The 14,690-nt window shown below is 39.6% G+C and carries 18 protein-coding genes and 1 pseudogene; 14 read left to right on the forward strand and 5 right to left on the reverse strand.

Translation table 11 applies throughout. From position 1 onward, the window contains the following. From LBQ60_14365 to crcB, 14 genes and pseudogenes are all read left to right on the forward strand, one after another. Window positions 1-286: RnfABCDGE type electron transport complex subunit D (locus LBQ60_14365; protein ID MDR2039104.1), on the forward strand; the 286-nt coding region annotated here is incomplete at its 5' end. After that, complete coding sequence (locus tag LBQ60_14370; protein MDR2039105.1) at window positions 279-863, forward strand: RnfABCDGE type electron transport complex subunit G; 585 nt, start codon at window positions 279-281, stop codon at window positions 861-863. The genes LBQ60_14365 and LBQ60_14370, both read left to right, overlap by 8 nt. Before the next feature lie 40 nt (window positions 864-903). Then, window positions 904-1,518 carry an electron transport complex subunit E gene (locus tag LBQ60_14375; GenBank protein MDR2039106.1) on the forward strand — a complete coding sequence of 205 codons (615 nt, stop codon included), beginning with the start codon at window positions 904-906 and terminating at the stop codon, window positions 1,516-1,518. Window positions 1,519-1,542: 24 nt separating this feature from the next. Then, window positions 1,543-2,115: an electron transport complex subunit RsxA gene (gene rsxA / locus LBQ60_14380; GenBank protein MDR2039107.1), complete on the forward strand. Its 573-nt coding sequence runs from the start codon at window positions 1,543-1,545 to the stop codon at window positions 2,113-2,115. A 274-nt stretch (window positions 2,116-2,389) separates the two neighbouring features. Next, on the forward strand, window positions 2,390-3,199 hold the full coding sequence (locus LBQ60_14385; GenBank protein MDR2039108.1) for an FAD:protein FMN transferase: 810 nt from the start codon (window positions 2,390-2,392) through the stop codon (window positions 3,197-3,199). 14 nt (window positions 3,200-3,213) lie between these two features. Continuing rightward, window positions 3,214-4,515 (forward strand): Gfo/Idh/MocA family oxidoreductase, encoded by a 1,302-nt coding sequence (locus LBQ60_14390; protein MDR2039109.1) that lies wholly within the window; start codon window positions 3,214-3,216, stop codon window positions 4,513-4,515. Beyond that, window positions 4,512-4,757: a hypothetical protein gene (locus tag LBQ60_14395; GenBank protein ID MDR2039110.1), complete on the forward strand. Its 246-nt coding sequence runs from the start codon at window positions 4,512-4,514 to the stop codon at window positions 4,755-4,757. Before LBQ60_14390 ends, LBQ60_14395 begins: the two co-directional genes overlap by 4 nt. A gap of 140 nt (window positions 4,758-4,897) precedes the next feature. Beyond that, on the forward strand, window positions 4,898-5,455 hold the full coding sequence (locus LBQ60_14400; protein ID MDR2039111.1) for a chromate transporter: 558 nt from the start codon (window positions 4,898-4,900) through the stop codon (window positions 5,453-5,455). After that, complete coding sequence (locus tag LBQ60_14405) at window positions 5,456-5,992, forward strand: chromate transporter (GenBank protein ID MDR2039112.1); 537 nt, start codon at window positions 5,456-5,458, stop codon at window positions 5,990-5,992. It begins immediately after the preceding gene. Between the two features lie 245 nt (window positions 5,993-6,237). Next, window positions 6,238-7,026: an alginate lyase family protein gene (locus LBQ60_14410; protein ID MDR2039113.1), complete on the forward strand. Its 789-nt coding sequence runs from the start codon at window positions 6,238-6,240 to the stop codon at window positions 7,024-7,026. Window positions 7,027-7,092: 66 nt separating this feature from the next. Then, complete coding sequence (locus LBQ60_14415; GenBank protein MDR2039114.1) at window positions 7,093-7,338, forward strand: hypothetical protein; 246 nt, start codon at window positions 7,093-7,095, stop codon at window positions 7,336-7,338. A 107-nt stretch (window positions 7,339-7,445) separates the two neighbouring features. Next, window positions 7,446-7,742, forward strand: a pseudogene (locus LBQ60_14420) (winged helix-turn-helix domain-containing protein). Next, on the forward strand, window positions 7,728-8,240 hold the full coding sequence (locus LBQ60_14425; protein MDR2039115.1) for a GNAT family N-acetyltransferase: 513 nt from the start codon (window positions 7,728-7,730) through the stop codon (window positions 8,238-8,240). The pseudogene LBQ60_14420 and the gene LBQ60_14425 overlap by 15 nt, the downstream one beginning before the upstream one ends. A gap of 12 nt (window positions 8,241-8,252) precedes the next feature. Further along, a complete protein-coding gene (crcB, locus tag LBQ60_14430; GenBank protein MDR2039116.1) occupies window positions 8,253-8,624 on the forward strand; it encodes a fluoride efflux transporter CrcB in 372 nt (123 codons plus the stop codon). A 240-nt stretch (window positions 8,625-8,864) separates the two neighbouring features. Here the strand turns inward: crcB and LBQ60_14435 are convergent, their stop codons facing one another. From LBQ60_14435 to LBQ60_14455, 5 genes are read right to left on the reverse strand one after another with little or no spacing between them, the layout of a single operon-like run. Continuing rightward, entirely contained in the window at window positions 8,865-11,693 is a 2,829-nt protein-coding gene (locus LBQ60_14435; protein MDR2039117.1) for an insulinase family protein, read from the reverse strand. A gap of 33 nt (window positions 11,694-11,726) precedes the next feature. Next, on the reverse strand, window positions 11,727-12,377 hold the full coding sequence (locus LBQ60_14440) for a type I 3-dehydroquinate dehydratase (protein ID MDR2039118.1): 651 nt from the start codon (window positions 12,375-12,377) through the stop codon (window positions 11,727-11,729). Further along, window positions 12,370-13,383 (reverse strand): dihydroorotate dehydrogenase-like protein, encoded by a 1,014-nt coding sequence (locus tag LBQ60_14445; GenBank protein ID MDR2039119.1) that lies wholly within the window; start codon window positions 13,381-13,383, stop codon window positions 12,370-12,372. The genes LBQ60_14440 and LBQ60_14445 overlap by 8 nt, the downstream gene beginning before the upstream one ends. A gap of 11 nt (window positions 13,384-13,394) precedes the next feature. Further along, on the reverse strand, window positions 13,395-14,159 hold the full coding sequence (locus tag LBQ60_14450; GenBank protein ID MDR2039120.1) for a pyridoxine 5'-phosphate synthase: 765 nt from the start codon (window positions 14,157-14,159) through the stop codon (window positions 13,395-13,397). Between the two features lie 36 nt (window positions 14,160-14,195). Next, the gene (locus LBQ60_14455) at window positions 14,196-14,540 is read right to left on the reverse strand and encodes a translation initiation factor (protein MDR2039121.1); all 345 of its coding nucleotides are present in this window, start codon (window positions 14,538-14,540) and stop codon (window positions 14,196-14,198) included. Between the last annotated feature and the right edge of the window lie 150 nt (window positions 14,541-14,690).

Raw genomic sequence — 14,690 nt, forward strand, 5'->3', positions numbered from 1 at the left:
GTGGGTAAATCCTGAAGTAAATGCAAGTCCGGTTTTTCATATCTTAACAGGAGGTTTGCTGTTAGGTGCCATTTTTATGGCTACGGATTATGTTACATCTCCTATGAGCCGCCTTGGGATGATCATCTACGGTATAGGCATTGGAGTTATTACTGTGATTGTTCGTGTGTTTGGAGCCTATCCGGAAGGGATGTCTTTTGCGATACTGATTATGAATGCATTTGTTCCTTTAATTAATACTTACATCAAACCCGGTCGTTTCGGGAAGGAGGTGAAAAATGGCTAAAAAAGAATCGACTTTATTGAATATGGTCGTCACATTACTGGTGATTACTGCAGTGGCTTCTGCATCCCTGGGATTTATGTACGAACTGACCAAAGGACCAAAGGCTGCTGCTGAAGCTGCCAAACAAAATTTTGCCATTAAAGCGGTATCCCCGGATTATGATAATGATCCCTTTGCTGAAGCTTATGAACTGGAAAGTTTTGATAGCGGAGAATCATTGACCTGTTATCCTGCTATTAAAAATAGTGAATTACAGGGTATTGCTGTGAAAACATGGACCATGAAAGGATTCAGCGGCTTAGTACGGCTGATGGTAGGATTCGACAAATCAGGAAATATCATCAATATATCGGTGCTGGAGCAAAAAGAGACACCAGGACTCGGTACAAAAATGGTGGATGCTGAATTTAAAGACCAGTATAACGGAAAAAATCCCGGTAACCATAATTTAAGTGTAAAAAAAGATGGTGGTGAAATAGACGCGATCACGGCTGCTACCATCAGTTCCCGTGCCTTTTCGGATGCTGTCGACCGTGCTTATAAAACGCTGGATAAAGCTGGGAAATTTTCCAACTAACCGGATATTTTTGATTGAATTAATTTGAAAATAGAAAGATATGAATCATTGGGCTAATTTCAGTAAAGGCTTAATAAAAGAAAATCCTGTTTTTGTGCTGGTATTGGGTATGTGTCCAACACTGGCTACTACCACATCTGCCATGAATGGCTTAGGTATGGGGTTGGCCACTACTTTCGTGTTGATGTTATCCAATGTCGCGATATCATTGATTGCAGGGGTAATTCCCGATAAGGTGCGTATACCGGCATATATTGTGGTCATTGCTTCATTTGTTACCATCGTGGATATGCTGATGGCTGCTTATGTCAATGCACCGGGTCCTAATGGAGAACCCAGCCTGTATGACCAGTTGGGTATTTTTATACCATTGATCGTTGTTAACTGTATTGTGCTGGGACGTGCCGAGTCCTTTGCTGCCAAAAATAAAGTGTTGCCTTCATTGCTTGATGGTGCTGGTATCGGGTTAGGATTTGCCTTTGCATTGACATTATTGGGATCCATACGGGAAATACTGGGTAGCGGGTCGGTTTTCGGGTTGCAGCTTCTGCCAAAAACCATGAATATCCTGATATTCGTTCTGGCACCGGGGGCATTCATCGCCCTGGGATACCTGATCGTTATCGTTAATCGTTTCAGAAAGACAAAAGTTTAACCGGATAAATATTAAAATTTTACCATGGAATATATTTTAATCATCATATCAGCCATTTTTGTCAACAACATTGTATTGGCTCAATTTCTGGGAATATGTCCTTTCATGGGCGTTTCCAATAAGATATCCACTTCCGCCGGGATGGGCGGTGCGGTTACCTTTGTGATGACGATCGCTACTATCTTCACCTATTTAATAATGACATATATTCTCAAACCATTGGGAATAGAATTTTTACAAACCATTACTTATATTCTGGTTATTGCGGCATTGGTACAAATGGTAGAAATTATCCTGAAAAAGGTGAGTCCCTCCATGTATCAGGCTTTAGGTGTATTTCTTCCGTTGATCACAACCAATTGCACCATTTTAGGGGTAGCCATACTGGTCATACAAAAAGACTATAATTTAATGCAGAGTGTGGTATATGCCGTTGCTACTGCTCTTGGATTTGCCTTAGCCATGGTGGTTTTTGCCGGTATCCGTGAACAAATGGAATTGGTATCTATTCCCAAAGCAATGAAAGGAGTACCTATTGCATTAGTCACAGCAGGCATATTGGCTATGGCCTTTATGGGATTTGCAGGAATTGTTTGATAAAAAATAATGATATCTGAATTTTCTGGATTTGATTTTCTATTCAAAAAGAAATGATGGATGATGCTTTTTGGATAACAATATGCTATTGTTCATAAAATCAATACATTAACATTATTTAACACTCTTTCCTGTTCGATATCAAAGAAATATTTTACTTTTGAGCTATTATTCCGTGTGCGCACACGGTGTGGGTTATAATATAAATCATAATTACATCAAACGCCTGAGAGATAGCAATGTTATTTGCTTAATAGTTTGATGCCAGTAGAAAATGTCGTACACTTATTATTATAAGAAATCGAATATGCTTCACGGTTCCCTGTTAAATATTATGGGAACAGGATTGGATGCATTGATGATAGGAAAAGAAGAGGTAGTATCATCTGTTTGGGATGCGATAGTTCTGGAAATAAAGCGATTGCATCATATGCTTAATCGGTTTGATACATCCAGTGAGATATCCTATATCAATAATAATGCATGTATCTATCCTGTAAAAGTAAGCGATGAGTTATGGCGTATTTTGCTTGATACGGGACGATATCATCAGCAAACCTTAGGATATTTTGATATCACATTATCTGATTATACCAGGCTTTACTTCGATAAAGAAAATCATTCGGTATTCTTTGACGGTTACAGAATATCTCTTGACCTGGGCGGATATGCCAAGGGATATGCATTAAAGAAAATACAGGAAATATTTCTTGATTCGGATATCCGGCAGGCTCTTGTCAATTTCGGAAATAGTTCCGTATTGGCTGTAGGAAGCCATCCACACGGCAAATCCTGGAATATCGGAGTTGAGCATCCGTTCCAACCGAAAGTTCAACTGAAAATATTTGAATTATCAGGTAATTCATTATCCACATCCGGAAATACTTCACAACACAAAAATCATATCATTGATCCTCATTCGGGAGTATTTATATCTGAGAAGAAAATGGTATCCGTAGTTAGTACAAACTGTATCGATGCTGAAGTGTTGACTACGGCATTGATGGTGGCAGACAGTGAATCTGTCGGAAAAATACAGGCAAATTTCCCGGGTGCAGCTTCTTATACATTTAATTTGCAATAATTTTTGATCAAAAAATGGAACGTAGGAATTTTATTAAAGAAATAGGTCTCATGGGTGGAAGCAGTCTCCTGATCAGCGCTTTCCCATGGTTGTATTCATGTACATCCGAAGCACAAAAAGAAGTAAAAGGGGAAAAAGCAAGGCTGGGGATTATTGGTACCGGTTCCCGTGGACTATACCATATTAATCACTTATTGACGCTTCAAAATGTTGAAATTATAGCGATTTGCGATAATTATGCCCCTCATCTCCAGAATGCAGTGGCTTTATGTCCGAAGGCTAAATCTTTCTCTAATTATCATGACCTTCTGGAATTGTCTGATATTGACGGCGTATTGATCGCTACCCCTCTTTATGAACATGCACATATTACCATTGATGCATTGAAGGCCGGTAAGCATGTATTTTGCGAAAAATCCATGTCCAATACTCCGGATGACTGCCTGGCCATGTACAATGCTTATATGGACTCCGGAAAGGTATTGTATATCGGTCAACAGAGATTATTTGATCCTAAATACCTGAAAGCGATTGAGATGATACATTCTGGAATCATCGGGGATATTACAGGGATGCGATGTTATTGGTTCCGTAATAACGATTGGCGCCGTTCAGTGGATCATCCTTCACTTGAACGGAAGATAAACTGGCGTTTGTATAAGGAATATTCAGGCGGATTGATGACAGAACTGGCCACTCACCAGCTTCAGGTAGGAAATTGGGTATTAAAAATGATCCCTGAGACAGTAATGGGTTTCGGAGACATTGTATTCTGGAAAGACGGTCGTGAAGTATATGATAACGTCAGCCTCATTTATCACTATGGCAATGGCGTAAATATGACTTATGAATCCATTATATCCAATAAGTTCAATGGCCTGGAAGAACAGATATTGGGACATAAGGGAACTATGGAACTGGAAAAAGGGAAATATTATTTTGAAGATGTAAAGCCGGCACCGGGAATACTGCAACTGATCAATCAGATAGAACATAATATATTTGATAATGTAGCTTTTGCAGGTCCGAGTTGGGTACCCGAAACGGCTCTGGCTTACCAGGGTGAATTCATTATGGATAAAGTTTCCAAAACGGATGGCGCTTCTTCTGTAGGAGCCATGAATGACGGTTCGCTGGAACTCGTGGAGGCATTCTGCCATGCAGTAATCACCGGGAAAAAAGCTGAAAATCTGGTAGAAGAAGCCTACTATTCTTCAGTACTGGCCTTATTGGGTATACAGGCTATGGAAGAACAATGTATTGTCAAGTTTCCTGATCAATATAAAATTCCTTATTTAAATTTTGCAACATCATGAAAGATATTTTGGTAACGGTAAAACAACAGAAAAGAGAAATAAAATACCTTTTGATCAGTTTCCTGTTGGCGGTGAGTATGAATATTTTCGCCATCATCTATTATGATACCGATTTCCGGGAATTATATACACAATTCTTCACCATATTTCTACTTACAATAGCTTTCTATATCCTGATTGCATTGTTCCGGTTGATATACTGGTGGATAGCGAGATCCAGGTCAAGCAAAACAAATGGATGATTCGGGAAAATATTAAGGGGGCACATTCTTTTGAAAATATCCGGGAAAACGGTTTTTACCTTTTCTGTTAAACAAGATACCTCATCATGATCATGATGATATTTTGCTAAATTTGCATTGCCTGACTAATTTGCTTGATAATGCCTTCTCTTTTCCAGATATTCTGGTCATTTTTCAAAATAGGTTCTTTCACCTTAGGTGGAGGATATGCCATGGTACCTTTGATACAGAGGGAGGTTGTGGACAGGAAGAAATGGCTGCCGGAAAAAGAATTTGTTGAAATGCTTGGCCTGGCCCAGGCTTCACCAGGTCCTATAGCATTGAATACAGCTATATTCGTAGGGTATAAGACCCGGGGAATGAAAGGTATCGTTTCTTCAAGTCTGGGTGTCATTTTACCATCTTTTATCATTATTCTGTTGATTGCGGTAGTCTTTGTCGATTTTAAGAATAATCCGGTGGTAGAAAGGATATTTAAAGGGATACGGCCGGCAGTAGTGGCATTGATTGCTGCTCCTTTATGGAAAATGGGAAAAACAGCGGGTATTACCTTAAAGACGGTAATCATTCCTGTTACAGCAACCTTGTTGGTATGGTTGTTACATGTGTCCCCGGTCTATGTGATCATTGCATCCATCATTGGTGGAGTCGCCTATGGAGTTTATCAGAAAAACAGGATAGAAAGGAATCGACCCTAAATGGAAAATACGGAACTATATATCAGCCTTTTTATCACTTTTTTTAAAATCGGACTATTCGGTTTTGGCGGGGGATATGCCATGTTATCATTGATACAGCATGAAGTAGTGGATGTTCATCAGTGGATCAGCGTATCCGATTTCACGGATATTGTGGCTATATCCCAAACAACTCCCGGACCTATCGCATTCAATACTGCTACTTATATTGGCTATACGGCAACAGGGACTGTTCTTGGGTCTGTAATCTGTACTGTATCTGTTTGTTTGCCTCCATTGATTATAATGACAACCATATGTAAGCTGTTTTTTGTATTCCGGGACAATGTATATGTAAAAATGGCATTGGATGGGATAAAAATATCAGTAGTCGGCCTCATTGGCGCTGCTGCATTGTTACTGGTCAATAGGGATAACTTTGTGGATTACAAAAGCATCCTTATTTTTGCAGTGGCATTTATCATTACCTTCAGGTTTAAAACAAATCCTATTTTTGTGATCATTGCTTCAGGCATAGCAGGATACGTACTGTATTAATTGAGAATGGAAAATGGAGAATGGAGAATGGAGAATGAATGATGAACTTTAAACAATGAACTTTGAATGACAAATGAAAAACTTTCAGACTTTCAAACTTTATAAACAAAAAAAATCAAGAACTTAGGCGATAGCCGGTCTCGTGAGCGTCAGCGAGTAATTGAGAATCGAGAGCTACATTAGTTATTTCTATTACAGAATAATGCTTAATTGATGAAATCCTCATTTTTAAAAACAAAATGTAAATGAACAAGCAAATTATCCTTTTTTCCATATTTCTGACAGGGGTTACCTTATTGAATGCACAGTTCATACATCCCGGAATGTTACATACCAAAGCCGACTTGGATGCTTTTAAAGCCAATACACAATTAAACAGGGAACCCTGGAAGAGTGCATGGCAACAACTGCTTGACTCTGACCTGGCGTTATTGTCACTGGAGCCGCATCCTGTGCCGCATATTTCCTGTGGTCCGTACAATCGTCCCAATATAGGTGGTAACGAGTTTTATCATGATGGAAATGCGGCTTATACAATGGCCCTGCAATGGTATGCCACAGAAATCGAAGAGTATGCACAAAAGACCATTGAAATATTGAATGCATGGTCAAATACACTCGATTCGGTGACCAACCACAATAAAGAATTAAAGATAGGTGTGGCCGGTATAAAATACCTGAATGCTGCGGAAATAATCAGGTATACCTATAAGGATTGGAAAAAGGGTGATCAGGAAATTTTTGAGAAGATGATCCTGGAAAAATGGTATCCGGTGATTGAGAAATTTACTCCCCGGAATAACGGGAATTGGGATGCCGCTATCGCACAGACCATGATGTGTATCGGTATTTTCACCGACAGAAAAGATATCTTTGATAGAGCCTATCATCATATATTGGATGGCGAAACCAACGGTTCATTGAAACATTATTTTCTTGAAACGGGACAATGTCAGGAAAGCGGCAGGGATCAGACACATACTCAAATGGGCTTGTCGTATTTGTGTAATACCTGCGAAATAGCATGGAATTAGGGGTATGATCTTTATTCTGCGTTCGGCAATACCCTGGCAAAAGGATATGAATATACGGCAAAGTATATGCTTGGTGACGAGGTACCTTATGAACAGTATATTACTTTTTTCGGAAAACCTCTGTTCGGAACAAAAATATCTTCCACCAGTAGGGGAAAGTACCTTCCCATTTATGAATTGGCCTATCGTCACTATAACGGACGAAAGGGATTAGAGATGCTTTATACAGGTAAGGTTATCCATACAAAGACAAGGAATGAGGGTGTTGAAGCTGGTTTCATGCCTTGGGCTACTTTAATGTATGCCCGGTAAATACGCCTGATAAATAAGGCTTTAAATACCCGGTTGAAAAATATTTACTAAAATTTATGCTTATTAATAAAAATTCGTATTTTTACGAATGAAAAATAATAGTCATTATGGCCAAAAAAGAATTTACCAACAATCAGGAACAATTAGCACTTTATGCCAAAGCTATAGGACATCCCGTCCGTATCGCAATATTGCAAATGCTCACTACACAGGCACAATGTACACACAGTGAAATGGCAGAAAGCCTTCCGGTGGCCAAAAGTACACTGTCACAACACCTAAATGAACTGAAAGAGGCTGGCCTGATTCAAAAGGCCAATACTTCTCCGGGGATCAAATACAGTATTGATCCTGAAAAATGGAAAGCCGCCCAGATTTATTTTAACGGATTGTTCCGGGAACTACCCAAAACGCCTAAAGTAAAAGTAGGATCGGTCAGGAAGGCTGGTAAAAAAGATGTCAAGGCCATCAAAAATTTATATAGGAATACGATTCTGACTGTAAATAAGAATGATTATTCCCCTGAACAACTTAAATATTGGTGTGATAAAGGAAAAGATGTCAACGTATGGGAAGAGCAAATTGGTGACCAGCACTTTATTCTTGCCGAACGTCAGGGAAAAGTTACAGGATTTGCTGCTATAACACCTGAAGGATATTTACATTCCCTGTTTGTACATAAAGATTTACAACAACAGGGAATTGCCTCTATGTTACTCGAAAGTATCGAAAAATATGCAAGGAGGAATAAAATCAAACAGGTGATTACGGAAGTTAGCATTACCGCCAGGCCATTCTTTGAAAAAAAAGGTTATGCTACCTTGGCTGAACAGTCGGTTTATATGGGCATAGATATGACCAGTTACAGAATGACCAAAGAAATTCCCGGAAAAGAAGAATAATAAAGTATACGAATGTTAAAAAATGTATTGTTGGTTGGATTAGGGGGTGGAATAGGCAGTATGTTGCGTTATCTTTCCACCATTTTTATCACTCATTTCTTTCAGAAATCATTTCCATTGGCCACATTTACGGTCAATATACTGGGTTGTTTCATTGCCGGCCTGATATTTGGCTGGGTGGAGAATTCAACCATACATCATTCATTCAGATGGTTGTTGTTGGTGGGATTTTGTGGTGGATTTACCACATTTTCCGCATTTTCCCTTGAAAACGTAGAATTGATCCGGACAGCAAACCTGTGGTCGACAGCTCTTTTTTATACCGTCATCAGTATTTTGACCGGTTTTGCAGCAGTCTGGGCAGGAATTGCTATTTCAAAATAGATTTTCCGGAATGAGGCTGTCTTTTTAGAGCGGAAAGGCGAAGCCCTCACACAAGTAATTACAAATTACTTTCAGTGAACTCGTAAACTCGGTTCCGCTCAACAATATCTGCTTATTTTATAAGGACTAGCGTTCTGCTTAATTTGTAATTAACTTCGTTGAGAAGGGTTGCGCTAAGTTGACTTCGTCGAGCTAAAGGTTAAGCCGTTGGTTGTTTTGGACTTTTTGAACAGCCTCATTTTATTGCTGATCATCTGCAGAAGGTACAGGCATCAGTTTACCTACTACATAGTGGTCATCTTTAATATATTTACGGGCGACATTCCTGATGTCCTTTATTTTCACAGCATTGATCACTTTTTTATATTCATCCAGCGTCATCAGTTTATCCCCTTGGCGATAAACATTTTGCAAAATACTCAGCCAGTATGAATTGTCTTTCATGATGGTTTCCCGTTCCCGTATCAGTGTTTCTTTTACCTTGTTCAAGTCGGTAACTGTAGGTCCATTGGCTTTTATTTTATTTGATTCTTCAAACACTGTGTTGATCAGTTGAGTTACATTATCGGGAGAACACCCCCACACAAATTCCATCGAATATCTTGGGTTAGGATAAATACTTGCGTTGGAGGACAATTGTATCCCATAGACACCTCCCTGATCTTCGCGCATGGATTCCCGTAATTTAATATTCAGTATGTCAGTCAGGATGGCAAAATGCAACCTTTCCTTAAATTTCCATTCAAAACCACCCTTCATCAATATATTTACACGGCTTTGTTCTTCCGAGTTTTTAGCATATTCCACTTCTGTGATGCCTGAAGGAAATGAAGGAGATACGTCACGCCAGGATTCAATCCGTTTTCTGGAAGGAAGTCCACCTATGTATTTCTCGAGCATGGGAATGATTTCATTCACTTTGAAATTACCTACCATGATGAATTTAAAGTCGCTGGCATCGGCAAACCTATCCTGAAATACGTACATGGCATTGTTCAGGTTGATCTGTTCTATTTGGCTTTCAGTCGGAATAGTGACTACACGGGGATTATCTTCTGAGGCTACTTTATAAAGGGTATCCAGATAAGCATAAACAGGATTGCTCTTCATATTCCTGACCTGGTTTTTGATACGTGATATATAAGCATTGAAAGCCTCTTCATCCCGGCGGATATTTGTAAAGTAAAGGTAATTCAACTGCAACATCGTTTCCAGATCTTTTGGCGCTGTCGACCCGTTGACACCTTCAAATAATTCGGCAATATAAGGAGAAATCTTGGCTGTATTTCCTGAAAGTTTTTTGTTCAGGGAAATCTGATCGAACTCACCTAATCCGCTTACGGAAATAATTCCTGCCGCCATCATCGCCGACATGTAATCCTCATCGGTATATATAGAAGTTCCACCAGGACTGAACCCAGCAAATACTATCTGATCATTTTGAAAATCGGTGGGCTTTAAAACAACTTGTGCGCCATTCATGAAGATAAGCTCTACCAGTCCGAAATCTGGATTATCTCTACGACGAAATAACCGGCTTCCCTTAGGCTCCTCAGAAAGTAAGGGCCCATCCAGTACATGATCCACATATTCAGTGATATCTGCTTGTTTTGAGGCAACCAGGATTCTTTTTATATCTTCCTCTGAAGGTATTTGAATGCCATCTTTATCAGGAGCCATAACCACCACGCATGTGTTACTGTCTGTGATCCATTGATGGGCCAGCTGATTGATTTCTTCCAGTGTTATTCCGGGAATAAAGTTTTGGGCATATGTATTTTCTGCATGGATACCGGGAATCGGTTCTTTTTCAGTAAAATTACGTACATACTCATCGATCAGGTTCTGGGAGCTGTTTTTATTGGCTTCTTTTGCAGCCTGGTCATATTGTACCAGTAATGCCTGTTTTTCCCGGTCCAGTTCTCCCTGGGTAAATCCAAACCTCTTTACCCGTTCGTTTTCAATGAGCAATACTTCAAGGGTCGATTCAATCTCATTTTCTTTGGCAGATGCATATATACTATATGCATCAATGGGGCCGATAAAGCTGTTGTATGATGAACCGGCATAAGTGAATGGGGCATCCGGATCCTGTCTCAATTCAGCGAAACGTTTGTTGATCATCCCATTATACAATCTTTGAATCAATATATCCCGGTAATCTTTTAGGATAGTTTCAGTTTTTTTCGGATGTTTGATAAATACCTGCACCACATTATCTGTCGCTTCTTTATCGGTAACAATCGATATCAGCGGATCTTTATTGTCAGGTACTTCATATTCAATCCGTTCAGGAGCATTTTTAGGATTACCCAATCCGGAAAAATGCTTTTTTACCTTTTCTTCCATGTCTTTTTCAGGCATATCGCCTACAACAAATACAGCCATCAGATTGGGCCGGTACCATTCCTTATAGAATTTACGGAGTTCTTCGTATGGTGCATTTTTCACAATGTTCATATCCCCTATAGGTAATCGCTCGGCGTAACGGGAACCCTTGAATATTACCGGAAAGTATTTCTGAAACATACGTTCATCCGCACCAAGTCCTAAACGCCACTCTTCAACAATAACACCCCGCTCGTCATCAATATCTTTGTCGGCAAAAGTGACCTGATGCGCCCAGTCTTCCAATATCTGGAATGCTTTATCTATCAGATCGGAACGATCTGACGGAACCTGAAGTTGGTACACTGTTTCGTCAAAACTGGTATAAGCATTTAAATTATGGCCGAATTTTACGCCCATCTCTTCCAATGCGTTGATCAATTCATTTTCCTTGAAATTTTTCGTACCATTAAAGCACATATGCTCTACGAAATGTGCCAGGCCTTTTTGCTGATCGGTTTCGCATATGGAGCCGGCCTTCACAGCCAGACGGAGCTCTACCCGTTTTTCAGGTACATTATTGTATCGCAGATAATATTTTAATCCGTTATCAAGAGATTTTATTTGTATCGTAGTATCGACCGGTATAGGAGATTGGAGGTCAAGTTCCTGTGCATGAACGAATAATTGGATAAAGAACAGAAAACAACTAATCCAAACCGTTTTTATATGTGGCAACATATTCAATGATTTAATAATAACAATATTGATTATTTATTGTGAAGTCTCCAGTATCTGAAGCATTACCTCCATCTGGGAGGCTGTTAATTGTCCCGGAGCTGTGATATGTGTTTCATCTATCGATGCAAAAGTAAATTCGGCTCCTAATATAGGTGCGGCTATCCTTGTTATTTTTCCAATATCGCCCATAGCGAAAGCGATCAGATGGTCATGTTTTTCATAAAGAGACATGATCCGGGCACTATCTCCGGATGATTGCGCGAATGTTGCAATCTTAACAAAATCAGCGCCTTTTGATTGCGAATCATGTATTATTTCTTCAAGATATTTGGTATTCGCAGTTTGGTCGAAATCATGATATGAGATGATCACTTTTGATCCCATTCTTTTTGCCAGATCGACCAAAGGTTTCCGGTAAGTATCTTCCGATTCGTATTCAATATCCACATAAGTAGCTCCCGAACGGATGGAAGCGGATAACTGAACTGTTCGTTCACGTTCGGAATACTTCCCCGGACGACAGGTAGCCACCCATTTTCGACAACGTAAAGAAAGTAATTCTATGTTTTCCGGTTCAAGGTCCATTAGATCCAGACGAACCTCAACCAGTGGAAAAACCGAAGCCAGTTGCATACAGGTATTAAACCCTACATTACCGATACTGATACATATTTTTTCATTCATTTTCAGCGTCCTCAAGTTGTGAGTAATACTTCATGAATTGAATACGCTCATAAGACATGGGGGAATCGGTTTCCACCTGATTCATTTTTCCGGAAAACTGATCAATATAATGTAGTCCTTTGTGTTGCATCCACTTTTCGATTTCATCCAGGATGGTCGTAATATGGGCCAGACCATTATTATATAGCGTAGAGACAATCTGAACGGCTGAGGCGCCGACCAATAACATTTTGATGACATCACGTCCGCTGTGTACGCCTGTTGAAGCACATAAATCGCAGGAAACATCAGAGGATTTTATAGCGATCCATCTCAAAACATTGGATAATTCGGCAGGAGTGCTGAATGTATTGATTGCTTCTACTTTCATTTCATCGATATTGATGTCGGGACTGAAAAAACGGTTGAACATCACAATCCCATTGATTCCGGTACCAGACAGTTGATCGATGAAACGACTAAGATCGGCAAAATAAGGACTTATCTTTACAGCAAGAGGGATACTTATTTTTTCCCGTACTTTATGGATGATATCCAGATGCCTTTTTTCTATATCGTCCGAAGATAACCGGGCATTGAATCCCTGCAGGGCAATATTCAGTTCCAAAGCATCTGCTCCTGCATCCTGTAATTTTGAAGCAAATGATATCCACTCATGCGCAGATACACAATTAATACTTGCAATGATCGGGATCTGTATTTTTTTCTTTCCTTCACAGATGGTATCCAGATAGTTCGACAGATATTCTTCTTTAACTGTGGTATCTATATAATCAAATGTTTCCGAATTCCGAAAATACACCATACCGTTCTTTTTCGCCTCTTGAATGTTGTAATCAGCGTTAAGATAGATCTGTTCTTCAAACAAAGATTTCATGACAATAGCCGAGACCCCGCTTTGTTCCAATCTTTGTAAGCCATTAACAGAATTAGTTAAACCTGAACTACCGGCGATAACAGGATTTTTTAAATTTAATCCTAAATATTTGACTGATAACTCTACCATAAGTATGTATTTTATTGAGTTGTTTCGGTTATTGAGTGCATGTTATCGTAATCCAATGCAATACTTATTTGCTCTTTATATAATTTAATGGTTTTCTCCAGTCCGAAATACAGTGCATCGGATATTAGTGCATGACCGATAGACACTTCTTTGGTAAAAGGAATATGGGAAATGAAATAACACAAATTATCCAGGCTTAAATCATGTCCGGCATTGATATCCAAACCAAGAGACCTGGCAACCAGTGCAGCTTCATGAAATGGCGTGATGGCAGCTTTCTTATTTTTTTCATACTGGTGGGCATAAGGGCCAGTGTATAGTTCTATCCTGTCCGTCCCCGTTTGAGCAGCTGCTTCGATCATTTTCGGATCTGCATTTATAAACAAAGATGTCCGGATTCCGGATTGTTTCAACTCCTTTATAATATCTTTCAGATAATCCTGATGAGTGATGGTATTCCATCCTGCATCCGAAGTCAATGCGTCGGCAGCATCCGGAACCAATGTCGCCTGATGGGGTCTGACTTCCAGAACCAATTGTATGAACGAGCTTGTGGGATTACCTTCGATATTGAATTCAGTGGTTAGCTTTCCACGTAGGTTACGGACATCATCGTAACGAATATGCCGCTCATCCGGACGGGGATGAACGGTAATTCCATCCGCACCGAATTTTTCACAATCAAGGGCCACTTGTAATACGTCCGGGATGTTTCCTCCGCGTGCATTCCGGATGGTCGCTATTTTATTGATATTTACGCTTAATACTGTACTCAAAATAAGAAAATATGTGTGTATTATATAATGTATAAATTAACCTCCGGACTTTTTCACTTTATATCCCTTTTGCTGTAGGAACAGCAATATTTTATCCCGAAAATCGCCCTGGATCAGGATTTCTCCGTCTTTTGCCGATCCGCCTACACCACATTTGGTTTTAAGTTCTTTGGATAATGAAACAAGATCTTCATTGGTTCCGATAAAACCGGTAATCAGGGTGACCGATTTACCGCCCCGGTTTTTCCTGTCCAGCATCACCCGAAGATCCTGCCGGGAAGGCGGTAATGTTTCCTGTTCGTCTGTTCCATCAAATTGATATTGAAAATCAGGATTGGTGGAATATACAATATTGATACGATTTTTCGCTTGTTTTGCCATGTCGGATTACGTCATTTCAAGATGTACAAATGTACTACTTTTTTGTCTTTCCCATAGAGGAATGTACAATTTCAAATGATAAACATATGAATTGCCGACTTTGTTGAGAGCATATATATTTTTGTTCGTATTGACTATGTATTTGCCGGT

Source organism: Bacteroidales bacterium, from assembly GCA_031275285.1.
GTDB lineage: Bacteria > Bacteroidota > Bacteroidia > Bacteroidales > UBA4181 > JAIRLS01.

What these genes read in the sequence shown, in the direction of transcription:
- LBQ60_14370 (MDR2039105.1), top strand. Translation starts at nt 279, where the DNA reads ATGGCTAAAAAAGAATCGACTTTATTGAATATGGTCGTCACATTACTG.
- LBQ60_14375 (MDR2039106.1), top strand. Translation starts at nt 904, where the DNA reads ATGAATCATTGGGCTAATTTCAGTAAAGGCTTAATAAAAGAAAATCCT.
- rsxA (MDR2039107.1), top strand. Translation starts at nt 1,543, where the DNA reads ATGGAATATATTTTAATCATCATATCAGCCATTTTTGTCAACAACATT.
- LBQ60_14385 (MDR2039108.1), top strand. Translation starts at nt 2,390, where the DNA reads ATGTCGTACACTTATTATTATAAGAAATCGAATATGCTTCACGGTTCC.
- LBQ60_14390 (MDR2039109.1), top strand. Translation starts at nt 3,214, where the DNA reads ATGGAACGTAGGAATTTTATTAAAGAAATAGGTCTCATGGGTGGAAGC.
- LBQ60_14395 (MDR2039110.1), top strand. Translation starts at nt 4,512, where the DNA reads ATGAAAGATATTTTGGTAACGGTAAAACAACAGAAAAGAGAAATAAAA.
- LBQ60_14400 (MDR2039111.1), top strand. Translation starts at nt 4,898, where the DNA reads ATGCCTTCTCTTTTCCAGATATTCTGGTCATTTTTCAAAATAGGTTCT.
- LBQ60_14405 (MDR2039112.1), top strand. Translation starts at nt 5,456, where the DNA reads ATGGAAAATACGGAACTATATATCAGCCTTTTTATCACTTTTTTTAAA.
- LBQ60_14410 (MDR2039113.1), top strand. Translation starts at nt 6,238, where the DNA reads ATGAACAAGCAAATTATCCTTTTTTCCATATTTCTGACAGGGGTTACC.
- LBQ60_14415 (MDR2039114.1), top strand. Translation starts at nt 7,093, where the DNA reads ATGCTTGGTGACGAGGTACCTTATGAACAGTATATTACTTTTTTCGGA.
- crcB (MDR2039116.1), top strand. Translation starts at nt 8,253, where the DNA reads ATGTTAAAAAATGTATTGTTGGTTGGATTAGGGGGTGGAATAGGCAGT.
- LBQ60_14435 (MDR2039117.1), bottom strand. Translation starts at nt 11,693, where the DNA reads ATGTTGCCACATATAAAAACGGTTTGGATTAGTTGTTTTCTGTTCTTT.
- LBQ60_14440 (MDR2039118.1), bottom strand. Translation starts at nt 12,377, where the DNA reads ATGAATGAAAAAATATGTATCAGTATCGGTAATGTAGGGTTTAATACC.
- LBQ60_14445 (MDR2039119.1), bottom strand. Translation starts at nt 13,383, where the DNA reads ATGGTAGAGTTATCAGTCAAATATTTAGGATTAAATTTAAAAAATCCT.
- LBQ60_14455 (MDR2039121.1), bottom strand. Translation starts at nt 14,540, where the DNA reads ATGGCAAAACAAGCGAAAAATCGTATCAATATTGTATATTCCACCAAT.